This window comes from Gilliamella sp. Nev3-1 (assembly GCF_001690435.1).
Classification (GTDB): Bacteria; Pseudomonadota; Gammaproteobacteria; order Enterobacterales; family Orbaceae; genus Gilliamella; species Gilliamella apicola_C.
In genome coordinates this window covers 106197-121234 of the sequence record NZ_LZHN01000063.1, presented here as the reverse complement: position 1 = coordinate 121234, position 15038 = coordinate 106197, and the positions used below count along the sequence as shown (strand labels likewise).

Here is a 15038-nt window from a genome sequence, read left to right as displayed (position 1 = left end):
CATTATATGGATGAGTGGAGTATCGTAAACAACCCCACAAGACATGATGTAATGTGGACGTTAATATTAATTTAAGTATATAAATATGACTGAATCTTTTGCTCAACTCTTTGAAGAGTCTTTAAATCAGCTAGACACTCGTTCTGGTAATATGATCCGTGGTACTGTCGTTGCAATCGACAAAGATGTTGTTTTAGTTGATGCTGGATTAAAATCTGAATCAGCAATCCCAGTAGAGCAGTTTAAAAATGCCCAAGGCGAATTAGAAGTTCAAGTTGGCGACGTTGTTGACGTTGTACTTGACTCAATTGAAGATGGCTTTGGTGAAACCATCTTATCTCGTGAAAAAGCTAAACGCCATGAAGCGTGGTTAGTATTAGAAAAAGCAGTTGAAGATGCTGCAACAGTTTTAGGTGTTATCAATGGTAAAGTTAAAGGTGGCTTTACGGTTGATCTTAATGGCGTACGTGCGTTCCTTCCTGGTTCACTTGTTGATGTTCGTCCATTACGCGATACTTCTCATATCGAAAACAGAGAAATTGAATTAAAAGTTATTAAGTTAGATCAAAAACGCAACAACGTTGTTGTATCACGTCGTGCGGTTATTGAATCTGAAAATAGCGCAGAAAGAGAACAACTTCTTGAAAATCTACAAGAAGGTTCAGAAGTTAAAGGTATTATCAAAAATCTTACTGATTACGGTGCATTTGTTGATCTTGGTGGAGTTGACGGTTTACTTCATATCACTGATATGGCTTGGAAACGTGTTAAACACCCAAGTGAAGTGGTTGAAGTAGGACAAGAATTACTTGTTAAAGTACTTAAATTTGATAAAGACCGCTCACGTGTTTCTCTTGGCTTAAAACAATTAGGCGAAGATCCATGGGTTTCAATCGCTAAACGTTACCCAGAAGGTACTAAAGTAACAGGTAAAGTAACCAACTTAACTGATTATGGTTGCTTTGTTGAAATTGAAACTGGCGTTGAAGGTTTAGTACACGTTTCTGAAATGGATTGGACAAACAAAAACATTCATCCTTCTAAAGTTGTTAGCCTTGGTGATGAAGTTGAAGTTGTGGTACTTGAAATTGATGAAGAACGTCGTCGTATTTCTCTTGGCCTTAAACAATGTAAACCAAACCCATGGTTACAATTTGCTGATTCGCATAGCAAAGGCGATAAAGTTAGTGGTAAGATCAAATCAATCACTGATTTTGGTATCTTCATCGGCTTAGAAGGTGGTATTGATGGTTTAGTTCATCTTTCTGATATTTCTTGGAATATGCCAGGCGAAGAAGCCGTTAAAGCTTATAAGAAAGGCGATGATATCGAAGCTGTTGTACTACAAGTTGATGCAGAACGTGAGCGTATCTCTTTAGGTATTAAGCAACTAGAAGACGATCCATTTAGCAGTTTTGCTTCTAACTTCAAAAAAGGTGCAATTGTTAAAGGAAATGTGACTGCAGTTGATGCTAAAGGCGCAACCGTTGAAATTGCAGATGGTATTGAAGGTTATTTAAAAGCACAAGATATTGCTCGTGAGCGTATTGAAGATGCAACAACTGCATTAAAAGTTGGTGATGAAGTTGAAGCTAAAATTATCAATATCGATCGTAAAACTCGTGCAATTTCGTTATCAGTGCGTGCAAAAGATGAAGCTGACGAAAAAGAAGCACTTGCGGCTGTAAATAATTCTTCAACTCAAGAAGATGCATCATTTACTAATGCAATGGCTGAAGCATTCAAAGCTGCGTCAAAAACTGAGTAAAAAATGTTTATGTAAAGAGTAAAGAGGGCTTGCCCTCTTTTTCTTTTGTGGTATAGAATGGATAAATTCCATGCCACATAAAAAATTAGGAGTGATCATGAACAGATCAGATTTAGTAGAACGAATTGTAAACTGGCGGACTCACCTTCCTGTGCAACTAGTTGATGATTCGGTTAGAGATATCATCGAGCAGATCGCTTTAGCCATGGAAGGTAACGATCGTGTAGAAATTCGAGGCTTTGGTAGTTTTAGTTTAAATTATCGAGCTCCACGCAAAGCTAGAAATCCAAGAACTGGTGGTAATGTTGAAGTCAAACATAAGTACATTCCTCATTTCAAACCAGGTAAAGAGTTACGTGAAAGAGTAAACAACGCTGCAAAAGCATAATATCTGGTTTCTATTTTTAACTAAAAGCCTTTGAGTAAAATCAATGGCTTTTTTATTTTAAATAATGCCATTACTGTTATTTAATAACACTCATCAGTTTAGTAAACTCATTTACTCCTATTGATTAGCTAAGATCTTCTCATATTTTGCTCTTCATCATTATGAATTTTTTATAATTTTTAAAATTTGAAAGACCATTAACAATTTTAGTAAATTGTATCTGGTTTAATGATCAAATTGGAAGACTTCTCAAAAATTTCAAAACCATTTATTTTTTTTATGATAGTAAGTGATAGGCTAGTTGTTAGTTTAGACTAACAATAGTAGGCACTAATGAGACAATGTTGTTCCCTTGATTTAATGGCTATTATGTTTTCATTAGGTTGCCTACCATTACTATTTTTACCACATTTATTCTCTGATTTTCAGTGGTATTTTATTGCTATTATCTTAGTTATTTTGTTGTTAGTGACCCCAGATAAATTTCGTTGGCTTTTATCTATTTTTATTATATTTTGTTTAGGTTTTTTATGGTCTATTGCTTATTCTAAACAATACTTAACCAATATCACGCCTTATATTGACAAAATATTAGTTGTTAAAGCCAAAGCAGTAAGTATCAATACACGCCAAATAACAACAAATGAGCCTTATCATTTGTCGTTTTCTATTTTTTCTGTTTCAGACCATATGCTTCCTAATAATATTCCAATCACGGTTTATTGGGATAAGTTAGCACTTCCTAAATCTGGCCAAATTTGGCAATTAACATTAAAAGTTAAAGTAGCACATGGTTATTTAAATGAGGGAGGATTTGATAGCCAACGTTTTTCTATTGTCAATCGAAGTTTATTATCAGCTAAATTAGTTGATGCAGAATTATTGGTAGATGAATCTAATGTAAAGCAAGCAATTACTGATTCGGCATTACCCTATATCAATTTGTTTCGTTATAAAGGCATTTTACTTGCTCTTGCTTTTGGCGATCGTTCCCAATTAGATAATTCACATCGTACAGTGATGATGCAAACTGGTATTGCCCATTTAATGGCAATATCGGGTATGCATATCTTAATAGTTTTTGGGATGAGTTGTTTTTTTATCAAAGTTTGCTTGTTTTTTATTCCAAAGCGTTTTATGCATTTTTTCGTTCCGATTATAGCAGGCTGGTTATGTGCATTTTTTTATGCATGGTTAACAGGCTTAAATCCGCCAGCTTTGCGCGCCATATTTGCTTTATCTATCTGGATTTATTTGCGTTATAAAAAAAAACAAATAAGTGCATGGCAAAAAGTCAATCGAATTATTGCGTTATTATTGTTATTTGATCCGTTAATGATTTTATCTGAAAGTTTTTGGTTATCTTGCTATGCGGTAATAAGCTTGATTTTTTGGTTTGACTGGTTACCACTCCCTAAAATAATGAAGTATAAAAAACGTTGGTATGTAATAAGGCTATTGCATTTGCAGTTTGGGTTAACCTTATTATTGCTACCTATTCAATTTTTTGTTTTTCAAGGAGTGAGTGCCGTCTCGATCTTAACTAATTTAATTGCGATTCCCATTATTTCACTATTTACATTTCCAATTATTTTAATTGCGTTAATATGTAGTGCAGTTGACTGTTTTTATATTGCATTATGGTTTTGGTTTATTGCTGATAAGTCTTTGGAATGGTTGTTTTTAAGTTTAGATTGGCTTAATTGGTTATGGATTAAAATTCCTTCCGACTTTTATTTATTAAGTTTTTTCAGCTGGATAATTATAGTTATAATACGCACCAGTGTTTGGCGCCGATTTAGCATGACTTTGCTGGTAATTTTGCTGATGTTACTGTTGCCATTTTTTAAAGATCAGAACTATCGTTGGCGGCTAGATATGTTAGATGTTGGGCATGGATTGGCTATGGTTATTCATAATGGCAAATCAGCAATTTTATACGATACAGGTGCAAAATGGGATAAAGGTTCGGCTATGGAAAGGGTCATTATTCCTTTTCTACAGTGGCATAATTTGAACGTGGAAGGCATTATCATCAGTCATCAACATAATGATCATGCAGGCGGTTTGACTATGCTTCAACGCGTTTATCCAAAGGCATGGTTGATGAGCTCATCTTCTGATTACAATAATACTTATCCATGCTTAGCGGGTAATCGTATTATTTGGCATGATTTGACGTTTAATGTGCTGTGGCCGAAAAAATTGGTTGGTTATGCACAAAATGACGATTCCTGTGTGGTACAAGTTACTGATGGGCGATTTTCTGTATTATTAACTGGAGATTTAGAACGAAATCAGGAGTATCAATTAGTCACAACATATCGAAACCAGTTGGCATCTACCATCTTGCAAATTCCACATCATGGTAGTAGCACTTCATCAAGCTATGCATTTTTAAATCATGTTAAACCCGTAGTCTCGTTGGTATCAACGTCCCGTTATAATCCTTGGAAACTGCCATCTCATAAAGTAATGAAAAAATATCAAGATCTAAAGCTAAATCATTATATTACCGCAAGGACTGGGCAAATAAGCCTGTTTTTTGATAAACAAAAATGGAGCTTAAAAACCATGCGAAAAGAAATTACTCCTCGTTGGTATCATGATTGGTTTGGTAGTTTACCAATTTATGAGTAAAATAGGTTATCTTTCGCTATAGATAGCCGTTTTAATAATTGTTATATCGATATTAAGATATAAAACAATTTTACTAAATGTAATTGAGTGATGTTAAAGTTATGATTGAAAAACTATGGTATGGTAAAAATCGTTTATTTTGGTTATTCATACCATTTGCCTTGTTATATGGTTTGATTGCATTTATTCGTCGCTTTTTATATCGAGTTGGCGTGCTTAAGTCTTGGCACTCTCCAGTCCCGATTATCGTTGTTGGCAATTTATCCGTGGGTGGCAATGGTAAAACACCACTGGTTGTTGGTTTAATTGAAGCACTAAAACAAAAAGGATTACAAGTTGGCGTTGTTTCACGGGGTTATGGTGGTAAGTCTGATAACTATCCGCTTATATTGAATGATACCACCACAACGACGCAAGCGGGTGACGAACCTGTACTTATTTATCAACGCACTAATGTGCCTGTCGCGGTGGCTCCACATCGTTCGCAAGCTGTTCAAGCATTATTAAACCTGTACCAATTAGATGTTATTTTAACAGATGATGGATTGCAACATTATGCATTAGAGCGCGATATTGAAGTCGTCGTGGTTGATGGAAAGCGCTTATTTGGTAATGGATGGTGGATGCCAGCAGGACCAATGAGAGAGCGAGAAGGCCGTTTAAAATCAGTTGATTTAATTATCATAAATGGTGATAGCATAAATAATTTAGCAACGAAATATGCCCATAAAACCTATACAATGCAATTAGCGCCATTATATGCTGTGAACTTGCTTACTCAAGAAAAAAAGCTATTATCATCCTTGCAAAATATTTGTGCTATTGCGGGTATTAGCCATCCGAAACGCTTTTTTGATATGTTGGAAAAAATGCAAGCTAATGTGACTAAAACCGTTTCTTTTGCTGATCATCAAAAATTTACTTTGTCGTTATTAAATGATGTGGCAAGTTGTCAGCAAACCCTTTTAATGACAGAAAAAGATGCAGTTAAATGCAGGCAGTTTGCCCAACAAAATTGGTGGTACTTACCTATTGATGCACAGATACCAGCGCCAGCTATTGAGCAAATCTGTTTGCTATTAACGAAGATAGAATCCCAAAGAGAATAAAATATGAAAGAAACCCTTTTAAATGCACTTGCTTGTCCTAAATGCCATGGTCAGTTGCAATATGATGCCCATAATCAACAGTTAATCTGCTATGCTGATAATTTAATCTATTCAATCAAAGATAGCATTCCCGTATTGCTTGAATGTGAAGCCAAACCGCTTAACCGACCACAGCCTAACCAAGAATAAAAAATAAGGTATTAATTATGAATTTTTCGGTTATTATTCCCGCTAGATACGCATCAAGCCGCCTACCAGCTAAACCACTAGCGGATATTCATGGTAAACCTATGATTGTACGAGTAATGGAACAAGCAAAAAAATCATCAGCCAATCGTGTCATTATTGCAACCGATCACCAGCAAGTCTTTGATGTGGTCAAGGCGTATGGTGGTGAGGTCATACTTACTAGCGATAAACATAACTCTGGTACTGAACGGTTGGCCGAGGTGATAAATAGCTATCAGTTTGCTGATGATGAAATTATTGTCAATGTGCAAGGCGATGAACCTTTAATCCCGCCTATTGTTATTGATCAAGTGGCTGAGAATTTAGTGCAATATAAAACAGGAATGGCTACGTTAGCCGTGCCGATCCATTCTGTTGAGGAAGCGTTTAATACTGGTGCTGTTAAAGTTGTGACCGATAAAGATGGTTATGCACTCTATTTTTCACGTGCTACAATTCCTTGGGAACGTGATCGTTTTGCTAAATCGACTGATCTATTAAAACAATCCAGTATTGGTGACTTTTACCTTCGTCATATTGGTATTTATGCTTATCGTGCAGGTTTTATTCGCCAGTATATTAATTGGATGCCAACTTCACTTGAACAAATTGAGATGTTAGAACAACTTAGAGTGCTTTGGTATGGCGAAAAAATTCATGTTGCTGTGGCAAAACAGCCTCCTGCAATTGGCGTTGATACGCTAGAAGATTTAGAAAAAGTAAGAACGTTATTTAAGGAATAAGCAATGGCAAACTTTACGGGATTTACACCAGCTGGACTTAATTTTTTACAAGATGCTTGGATCAACAATAGCAAATCATGGTTTGAAGAACATCGTGCGATTTATGATAACGATTTAATTAGACCGTTTAGGCTATTGGTGGAACAGTTAACCCCCGAAATGCTCAAAATTGATGAATGGTTTGAAACTAAACCCTCTATAGGTAAAACCATTTCACGCATTCATCGAGATACACGTTTTTCAAATGACAAATCACTTTATCGTAGCCACTTATGGTTAACCTTTAAACGACCTAATCAAGGTTGGAAAGAAGCACCAGCCTATTTTTTTGAAATCAGCCCAAGTAGTTATCAATATGGACTTGGCTATTACTGTTCATCCAAAAAAACGATGGATATTTTTCGAGAAGAAATTCTTAATGATACTAAAAAGTTTTTATCGATGACACGTTGTATTAAAAGACCATTTGAGCTTGTAGGTGAGAGCTATAAACGACCGTTAATCAAAGAACAAGATGCCCAAATAGCGACATGGTACAACCGTAAAAATCTTGCTGTTATGGTGACAAGCAATCATATTGAGGATATATTAAATGCTGATTTACCACAAAAATTGGTTAAAGGATTTAAGCAATTAGTTCCGCTTTATGATTATTTAATGCGGGTTGAGCTAATTAAAAACATACCCACATTTTAGTTTTGTAACATGAGCTTTAATATTAGATATTAGGAAAGTTTAATATTAATTCTTTAACACCATTGATAATAAATTGCGTTCCAACGCAAACCAATAAAAATCCTAAGATTCTTGTCGTGGCTTCAATGCCACTTTTCCCCATAAAACGCATGATGTTACCTGCGCTGCGCATACAGAACCAAAGAATAATACATAGCAGTAAAGGTACTAATATTGAAGCAGAGTAAATAACCCAAGTTGCAACATCATAACCACCGCTTTTTACTGTTGATGACATACTGATTATCATGGCAATGGTTCCTGGTCCTGCGGTACTTGGCATGGCGAGCGGAACAAAAGCAATATTATTTGACACTTCTTTCTTTTTGGCATCGGCTTCCAGCGTTTTATGCGCAGGCTGCTGAGGAAATAACATTCTAAAGCCAATAACGCCAACAATCATACCGCCTGCAATGCGTAATCCTGGAATTGATATACCAAATGTATTCATGACCAGTTGCCCACAATAAAACGATACCACCATAATCATAAACACATAAATACACGTGAGTTTCGATTGGTAATTGCGCTCCTCATTGGTCATATCGCCCGATAAACCTAACAACAGTACCACAGTGGTTAATGGGTTAGTTAATGGAATAAATAAAATTAAACCAAAACCGACAGTTTGTAAAAGTTCTAACATAAATTTGCTTGGTATCTAACAAAAACTGTAGCTAAGTATAATTGAAATATATAAAAAATGCTCGAAATAAAGTTATTTAAAAATAACTAAAAAATAGGATAAAGCAGTATTGGTTTTTATAAGGCATTGAAATAAAATTAAATAAAATCAATGTCTTTTCTGACTGGTTTTTAGGGCGTAATCGCAGGTTGAAATGCTTTAGAAAAACAATTTATATAAATAAGAGGTAGCAAAATGAGAAAGTGATCCTCGCAAAAAAATGGGAAAATGTTACCTCTATGATATAACTAACAATCATAGGAGAACACATTATGGTCAAAAAATTCAGTGCAGGATTCAAACAACCAGCAGTGGATTATGCTTTATCTAATGTTCACTTTTCATTAGCTGAAATCGCTAACCATTTAGGAATAGGCAAATCAACACTGGATAAGTGGGGGTAGACAACTTAATCCTAACAAAACCAATAAAATTGAGCTAACTAGTGAGCAACAAAAAATTATTGCACTAAAAAGGAAAAAAAGAATTAAAAATGGCCAATGAAATTCTAAAAAAGGCGCATGTGTGCTTCATCAACAATCGGAGTCGGAGTTATTTTATAATTAAAAAAGGCGTGGCAGAAATGCATCAAACAGTTAGGAAATGTGCGACAGGCCTGTAAAGTGATGTAGTATAGTGGGGATAGCTATTATCGCTTCAAAAAAGTTTATAAGCAAAGCGGAGTGTTAGCGCTTCAGAAAATAATTCGTAAAAACTAATTTATAAACTTTATTTTAACTTCGAAGATGCAAAATACACCAAAACCAAAGTATACAGCTAACAGATAGATGAGATTGATGAACAATTTTATAAAACGATGAAAACCGAATGTTATGATGTGATGTTCTGATGTAAGATTTATAATGAATTGTCTAAAATTCAATAGGATATTAAAAAAAAGCTGAAATTTTATAATAAAGAAAGAGCGCATTTAGGCAAGTATTTTTGTGGCAAAACACCGTGGTAAACTTGGCTAAACACAAAGGCGTTAGTTAAAGAAAAGTAACTGGAGAATTTATTTTGTGCATTAGACATACATTTTGTTAAAATAAATTCTGGTGAATAATTAGTGTTCGTTAGTTTAAGTTTGAGCTACTATACGTAATTTATATGCCAAACGATTACAAGTAATATAAAAATATTATTCGGGTGAAATCCGACAATAAACTGTACGACTCGTGAAAAATACATGAAGATGGGCTAGATCAACTTTACATACACGGCAAGGTAATGTTAAGCCAATCAATTCTATTAAGAAAACACGGCTAGCAGCTTGAGTTTTTTGAATATAATAAAATAGATAATATAACCAGTTAGAAAGTAAGGAGAAAACAATGTTTCATATAGTAAATTTAAGATTAGGAATGAATGATATCAATGCATTAGTTAACACGTATGACAGCGATAAAAATCAAATTCTGCCGTTTATAAATACAAGAGGAGAATTAAAGTCGGATTACTTATTCAATAATTTTCTCCCTAATTGGGGTAATTATCCATTTATGATTGACGCTTCTTTTATTACTCCTGATATGTATGATGAGTATAATCAAGTTAATGGTTTATTAGATCATACTAATGCTTTTCAACATAAATACGAATTTTATGAAAGAATTGCTAATGTTAATAACAATTTAATCCCAGTTATCAGTATATTACCGTCTAGAACGAGAGATAATCTTCAATTTTTATTTAAACTTGAAAATAGACAATACAAAAAAATTGCATTAAGAATAACGGATTTGTCACAAAGCTCAATTAATAACTTATTTGCATTATTAGCGGCATCATATGATGTTAAGAAGATGCTAGTATTATGCGATATAGGATCAATAGTTGGTGAAAATATCAATGTAATTCAAAATAGATTGGACTATATTTTACAGAGGCTTTCAATTGAATATGAGGGTATTGATGTTTCAATAATCTCAACATCATTTCCATCACAAAAAACACCTAACCGAGATGTTGGTGAAGCAACACCTCACCCTGAAACACCTAATCGAGATGTTTGGGATGTAATACCTAACCTTGACTTACTTCTATATTTTAACCTAAAAAGTTCATTTCAAGGAATAAACCTAATATATGGAGACTATGGTGCAACTAACCCAACATCTCCAATTGAATATGTTCCTGGAATGCAAATAATACCATGTGTAACTTACTACGATAATTATAATTGGTATCAAATGAAAACGGGCAATAACCATGAATTTAATAAATTTATTGATTTAGCTAATTGCCTTGTTTCTGAAAATTTTTATCACGGTAATTATTTTAGTTGGGGAGACACTCAAATTTATAACATTGCAAATAAAACCATTAATAATGGTCATTCAGGAACATGGGATGGCATAAGGATTAATCAACATATTACTTCTATTGCCAGAATGCCTTAAGCTTGATACTGTAAATAAATTTGTGTATTTGCCTATTTTTAACTTATTCTAATGTACAAAAAATAGGTGAATAAAAATTGATGAAAAAAATCAAGAGAGTTAGTGACTGAACTAGCCAAAAACATGGAAACTCAAGACGATTTAGGCGTAAAAAATGCATAATTCAGTATAAATATTACGACTGAACATTACATTGTAATATTCGGTGTTTATTGTCTTATGAAATCGTTCACAAATCCTATTCGTCTGCGGGCTATAAGCTTTGGTTTTGGTGTGTTCAATCTCTGCTGGTTAGGATAAAGTTCATAAGCATGGCTTTCCTTTATGTCCATTATATTCTGTGCCTAGGTTGGTATGCGTAATAGTGGTATCTGTTCACTATCAAAAAAAGGAAGCGTTTTATCAGCTACAATTAAACTATTTTTTCAGTATAGACTTTGGTAAAAGCCAGCCTTGAATAGGTATCAATAAACGTTTGTTAGCCTATTTTGAGTGAGTTACAAACTAAATACTTATCAATATACTTTATGTATTAGTCAGCACATCATAATGATAGGCTTGTAGCAAAAAGATTAATGTTATTATTTTTTATTATGTTATAAAATAAAAACTTTAATAAAATCAATGGCTTTTCTGAATGATTTTTATCGTGCTCAGCTAATCTAATCTTTCATTATGATACATCCTAGCCCTTGTCCCTGATATTATGTACTAAGCTTGGTGCATCTAAACGAGCTTTATGTTGCCAATAAAGTGCTTTGATATTCTCAAATAGTTCATTTGATTTTGGTTCACGCTTTAGCCAAACATAATAACCTGATACGCTAACTTTTAACTGACGGCAGACTAGCGGTAATGGGTATGGCAACAAATGTTGCTTCATATATTGGTAATTCACCGACTTGGATGGTTGATAAAGTACACATGCGCCTTTTTTAGCATTTCATTGGCCATTTTTAGTGCTTTGTGTTTTTTCTAGCGCAATCATTTTTTGTTGCTCACAAGTTAGTTCACGTTTACTAGTTTTGTTAGGATTAAGTTGCCTAAGCCATTTATCCATCTTTGATTTATCAATACCTAAATAGTTAGCGGTTTTAGCCAATGAAAAATGCGCATTAGATAAAGCATAATCAACTGATAGTTATTTGAACTCTACGCTGAATTTTTTGACCATAATGTGTCCTCTTATGATTGTTAGTTATATCATGGAGGTGGCATTTACCCATCTTTTTGCGAGGGTCATACCGGTTTCAGCTACTTTTAAAGGTTTAGCTACTTTTAAAATAGTTACGATTTGATGTTCAGTTATTTTTTATCATTAAATCCCCTTTTACTTTTATCATAGAGAATTTTCTACTTTTTTGTTGCACTATTTTAGGAAGTTGTTACATAAAGCATGACCAAACAAATGTAAAAAAAGAGATGCACATTGATATTAAATGCATCTCTTGGTTTCTTTGTGTTTTATGTATAGTATTTAAAATGGAATATCGTCATCAAAATCCATTGGAGGCTCAGGCATAGCTGTGGGTTGAGGGGCTGAAGTTGGTGCACCTTGCATTGTTGGGCGAGATTGTGCTTCTGGCGCAGATGAATAATTATTGGCACTTTGTCCCCATGAACCGTTACTTGCTCCTTCGTTGTTATTGCGAGAACCTAAAATTTGTAATGTACCGCCTATTGGGTTAATAACAACTTCTGTCGTATAACGATCGTTGCCTGATTGATCTTGCCACTTTCTTGTTTGTAATTGACCTTCAATATACACTTGAGTGCCTTTTTTTATGTACTCACCTGCAATTTCGGCTAATTTACCAAAAACAACAACTCGATGCCATTCAGTGCGCTCACGAGTTTCGCCAGTCTGTTTATCTTTCCAGGATTCTGATGTCGCTAAACTAAGATTAGCAACCGCGTTACCATTCGGCATGTAACGAACTTCTGGGTCTTGACCTAGGTTACCAACTAAAATGACTTTATTTATTCCTCGATTGGCCATTATTAACTCCTAAAAATTGCATAAGTATTTTAAACTATGTATTGTAGCATGAGACTATAGTAATATCAGCGAATTTAATTCTATTAATGGAATTTTGTTCACATTTTGTAAAGATATAGAAACATTAGTCTAATCATAGGAATTTGTTACTATAACGAGTATAATACCCGACATTTGTTGATGTATTGTTCTAAACATATTCCCCTTACTGGAGACCTTATGATTAATGCGTTTGGGTTGAAAAACAAACAATTAGTAAAAATTAATGAAGACGATATAAATAATGCGACTTGGATTGATTTAATAGAGCCAGAAGAGGCCGATCGTGATTTTGTTTTAACACATTTAGGACAAAACTTAGCAACGAGTATTGAATTAGATGATATTGAAGCGTCAGCTCGTTTTTTTGAGGATAATGAAGGATTACATGTTCACTCTTTCTTTTTTTATGCTGATGCAGAAGATCGAGCAGGCAATTCAACAGTAGCATTTACTGTGCATAATGGGCGACTATTTACATTGCGAGAACGTGATCTTCCCGCATTTCGTTTGTACCGAATGCGCTCACGTTATCAAACTATGATTGATGGTAATCCCTATGAAGTATTGCTTGATTTATTTGAAGTTAAAGTGGAACAATTAGCTGATCAAATCGAAAATATTTATAGTGAATTAGAAGAGCTAAGCTCAATTATTATGGATCGTTCTGCACAAGAACATTATGATGAAGCAATTACCTCATTGGCAGAGCTTGAAGATACTGCATGGAAAGTACGCTTATGTTTAATGGATAGCCAACGTGCGGTTAACTATTTAGTTCGTCGTGCCAAAATGCCGACCGATCAGCTTGAACAAGCACGTGAAGTTATTCGAGATATTGAGTCGCTTGTTCCTCATAATGAATCGTTATTTCAAAAAGTAAACTTTTTAATGCAAGCTGCGACTAGCTTCATCAATATAGAACAAAGCCGAATTATTAAGATTTTCTCGGTGGTGTCGGTTGTATTTTTACCGCCAACTGTGGTTGCTTCTGCTTATGGTATGAACTTTGAATTTATGCCCGAATTAAAATGGGAATATGGTTATCCATTTTCGTTACTATTAATGTTGTTAGCGGGGGTTGCACCTTATATTTATTTTAAACTAAAAAAATGGTTGTAGTTCTTGGTTATTTTAAATAATCTTTAAGACTTTTTCTCCGCTAAGCTAACTTAACTTAGCTTAGCGGAGCCTCGCCTAAGTAATATCATTAAGGTAAATTAGTTAAATGGTGATAAATAGTTCATAATATTACCTGTTGCACTTTGTGTAGCGGATAAATATAAATACTGTTATTTGAATTAGTATAATTAATTTGTCACAGGAGGGAACAACATGAGTCAATATGCACTAGTTACTGATATTGGTGGAACCAATGCGCGATTTGCACTGTATGATTTAACAACTAATAAGTTATCGGCAATCACTAAAATTCTTATCTCAAAAAATGATGTTTTATTAACATTAATTAAAGATTATTTAGCATCCCAATCAGTAACTGTTAAAATGGCTTGTATTGCTATTGCTTGCCCAATTGATAGCGAGGATGTGATCAATCTGACAAACAATGATTTGTCATTTTCACGTTCTGAGTTGATTCAAGCATTAAATCTTACAAAACTGGAAGTAATTAATGATTTTACCGCTGTGTCAATGTCGATTCCTCAATTATCGAAAAATGAATTAGTTAAAATTGAGGGGGGGGAGCCTGATTTAAATTATCCAATTGCAATTTATGGCGCTGGCACAGGGCTTGGTGTTTCTCATTTAATCAAAGTTAACCAACGCTGGGTTAGTTTATCTGGTGAGGGTGGGCATACAGAGCTACCGATGATTAGTGATGAAGAGGATCGTATTTTAGCTCAACTAAGAAAAAAATTTGGGCGAGTTTCGACCGAACGGTTTCTTTCAGGCAGTGGTATTGTTAATATTTATCAAGCTTTGTTACATATTAATAATAAACCTATAGAAGAGGTGACACCTGACATTATTGTCAACAAAGCTTTATCAAATAGTTGCCCACTTTGTTTGCAAACTTTAACTTATTTTTGTACCTTTATGGGTCGGTTTGGTGGTAATTTGGCTTTAACACTTAATACACAAGGTGGGGTTTATATTGCTGGAGGGATTGTACCGCGTTTTATTGAGTTTTTTAAAGCATCACCATTTAGAGAGGCATTTGAGCATAAAGGCCGAATGTCATATTTAGTCAAAAAAATCCCCGTTTATGTAATAACTCATGAGGATCCTGGGTTATTGGGTGCAGGTGTTTATTTGCAAAATAGTCTTAAATAAAGATTTA

15 protein-coding genes are annotated in these 15038 nt (G+C 34.3%); 11 read left to right on the top strand and 4 right to left on the bottom strand.

Features of this window, described 5'->3' with window-relative positions:
* Positions 1 to 85 precede the first annotated feature (85 nt).
* The 7 genes from rpsA to A9G40_RS09835 all read left to right on the top strand — a co-directional run bounded on the left by rpsA (position 86) and on the right by A9G40_RS09835 (position 7572).
* Positions 86 to 1768 carry a 30S ribosomal protein S1 gene (rpsA, locus tag A9G40_RS09865; protein WP_065568086.1) on the top strand — a complete coding sequence of 561 codons (1683 nt, stop codon included), beginning with the start codon at positions 86 to 88 and terminating at the stop codon, positions 1766 to 1768.
* Positions 1769 to 1865: 97 nt separating this feature from the next.
* Positions 1866 to 2156 carry an integration host factor subunit beta gene (ihfB, locus tag A9G40_RS09860; RefSeq protein WP_065568085.1) on the top strand — a complete coding sequence of 97 codons (291 nt, stop codon included), beginning with the start codon at positions 1866 to 1868 and terminating at the stop codon, positions 2154 to 2156.
* A gap of 360 nt (positions 2157 to 2516) precedes the next feature.
* A complete protein-coding gene (locus A9G40_RS09855) occupies positions 2517 to 4796 on the top strand; it encodes a DNA internalization-related competence protein ComEC/Rec2 (protein WP_218058007.1) in 2280 nt (759 codons plus the stop codon).
* A 101-nt stretch (positions 4797 to 4897) separates the two neighbouring features.
* The gene (gene lpxK / locus A9G40_RS09850; protein ID WP_065582896.1) at positions 4898 to 5905 is read left to right on the top strand and encodes a tetraacyldisaccharide 4'-kinase; all 1008 of its coding nucleotides are present in this window, start codon (positions 4898 to 4900) and stop codon (positions 5903 to 5905) included.
* Positions 5906 to 5908: 3 nt separating this feature from the next.
* Positions 5909 to 6094: a Trm112 family protein gene (locus A9G40_RS09845; RefSeq protein ID WP_065582895.1), complete on the top strand. Its 186-nt coding sequence runs from the start codon at positions 5909 to 5911 to the stop codon at positions 6092 to 6094.
* A gap of 17 nt (positions 6095 to 6111) precedes the next feature.
* A complete protein-coding gene (gene kdsB / locus A9G40_RS09840) occupies positions 6112 to 6876 on the top strand; it encodes a 3-deoxy-manno-octulosonate cytidylyltransferase (RefSeq protein ID WP_065582894.1) in 765 nt (254 codons plus the stop codon).
* A gap of 3 nt (positions 6877 to 6879) precedes the next feature.
* Positions 6880 to 7572, top strand: coding sequence for a DUF2461 domain-containing protein (locus A9G40_RS09835; RefSeq protein WP_065582893.1), 693 nt, complete (start codon positions 6880 to 6882; stop codon positions 7570 to 7572).
* Between the two features lie 22 nt (positions 7573 to 7594).
* On the opposite strand, the gene A9G40_RS09830 is transcribed toward A9G40_RS09835, so the two are convergent.
* Complete coding sequence (locus A9G40_RS09830) at positions 7595 to 8257, bottom strand: MarC family NAAT transporter (protein ID WP_065582892.1); 663 nt, start codon at positions 8255 to 8257, stop codon at positions 7595 to 7597.
* A 311-nt stretch (positions 8258 to 8568) separates the two neighbouring features.
* Here A9G40_RS09830 and A9G40_RS15520 point away from each other — a divergent pair, with 311 nt between their 5' ends.
* Positions 8569 to 8700: a transposase gene (locus tag A9G40_RS15520; RefSeq protein WP_065582891.1), complete on the top strand. Its 132-nt coding sequence runs from the start codon at positions 8569 to 8571 to the stop codon at positions 8698 to 8700.
* A gap of 930 nt (positions 8701 to 9630) precedes the next feature.
* Positions 9631 to 10698 carry a beta family protein gene (locus A9G40_RS09820; RefSeq protein WP_065582890.1) on the top strand — a complete coding sequence of 356 codons (1068 nt, stop codon included), beginning with the start codon at positions 9631 to 9633 and terminating at the stop codon, positions 10696 to 10698.
* 685 nt (positions 10699 to 11383) lie between these two features.
* Here A9G40_RS09820 and A9G40_RS09815 read toward each other — a convergent pair.
* From A9G40_RS09815 to A9G40_RS09805, 3 genes are all read right to left on the bottom strand, one after another.
* The gene (locus A9G40_RS09815; RefSeq protein WP_141672025.1) at positions 11384 to 11581 is read right to left on the bottom strand and encodes a hypothetical protein; all 198 of its coding nucleotides are present in this window, start codon (positions 11579 to 11581) and stop codon (positions 11384 to 11386) included.
* Positions 11582 to 11641: 60 nt separating this feature from the next.
* Complete coding sequence (locus A9G40_RS15050) at positions 11642 to 11800, bottom strand: hypothetical protein (protein WP_176700480.1); 159 nt, start codon at positions 11798 to 11800, stop codon at positions 11642 to 11644.
* 375 nt (positions 11801 to 12175) lie between these two features.
* Positions 12176 to 12697: a single-stranded DNA-binding protein gene (locus tag A9G40_RS09805; protein WP_065582888.1), complete on the bottom strand. Its 522-nt coding sequence runs from the start codon at positions 12695 to 12697 to the stop codon at positions 12176 to 12178.
* 219 nt (positions 12698 to 12916) lie between these two features.
* Between A9G40_RS09805 and corA the strand changes: the two genes are divergently transcribed.
* Both corA and A9G40_RS09795 read left to right on the top strand, forming a co-directional pair.
* Entirely contained in the window at positions 12917 to 13858 is a 942-nt protein-coding gene (gene corA, locus A9G40_RS09800; protein WP_065568016.1) for a magnesium/cobalt transporter CorA, read from the top strand.
* 213 nt (positions 13859 to 14071) lie between these two features.
* Positions 14072 to 15031: a glucokinase gene (locus A9G40_RS09795; protein WP_065582887.1), complete on the top strand. Its 960-nt coding sequence runs from the start codon at positions 14072 to 14074 to the stop codon at positions 15029 to 15031.
* The last annotated feature ends 7 nt before the right edge of the window (positions 15032 to 15038 follow it).

Bases quoted from the DNA above. Each gene is read 5' to 3' on its own strand.
- rpsA (WP_065568086.1), top strand. From the start codon at position 86: ATGACTGAATCTTTTGCTCAACTCTTTGAAGAGTCTTTAAATCAGCTA.
- ihfB (WP_065568085.1), top strand. From the start codon at position 1,866: ATGAACAGATCAGATTTAGTAGAACGAATTGTAAACTGGCGGACTCAC.
- A9G40_RS09855 (WP_218058007.1), top strand. From the start codon at position 2,517: ATGGCTATTATGTTTTCATTAGGTTGCCTACCATTACTATTTTTACCA.
- lpxK (WP_065582896.1), top strand. From the start codon at position 4,898: ATGATTGAAAAACTATGGTATGGTAAAAATCGTTTATTTTGGTTATTC.
- A9G40_RS09845 (WP_065582895.1), top strand. From the start codon at position 5,909: ATGAAAGAAACCCTTTTAAATGCACTTGCTTGTCCTAAATGCCATGGT.
- kdsB (WP_065582894.1), top strand. From the start codon at position 6,112: ATGAATTTTTCGGTTATTATTCCCGCTAGATACGCATCAAGCCGCCTA.
- A9G40_RS09835 (WP_065582893.1), top strand. From the start codon at position 6,880: ATGGCAAACTTTACGGGATTTACACCAGCTGGACTTAATTTTTTACAA.
- A9G40_RS09830 (WP_065582892.1), bottom strand. From the start codon at position 8,257: ATGTTAGAACTTTTACAAACTGTCGGTTTTGGTTTAATTTTATTTATT.
- A9G40_RS15520 (WP_065582891.1), top strand. From the start codon at position 8,569: ATGGTCAAAAAATTCAGTGCAGGATTCAAACAACCAGCAGTGGATTAT.
- A9G40_RS09820 (WP_065582890.1), top strand. From the start codon at position 9,631: ATGTTTCATATAGTAAATTTAAGATTAGGAATGAATGATATCAATGCA.
- A9G40_RS09815 (WP_141672025.1), bottom strand. From the start codon at position 11,581: ATGAAGCAACATTTGTTGCCATACCCATTACCGCTAGTCTGCCGTCAG.
- A9G40_RS09805 (WP_065582888.1), bottom strand. From the start codon at position 12,697: ATGGCCAATCGAGGAATAAATAAAGTCATTTTAGTTGGTAACCTAGGT.
- corA (WP_065568016.1), top strand. From the start codon at position 12,917: ATGATTAATGCGTTTGGGTTGAAAAACAAACAATTAGTAAAAATTAAT.
- A9G40_RS09795 (WP_065582887.1), top strand. From the start codon at position 14,072: ATGAGTCAATATGCACTAGTTACTGATATTGGTGGAACCAATGCGCGA.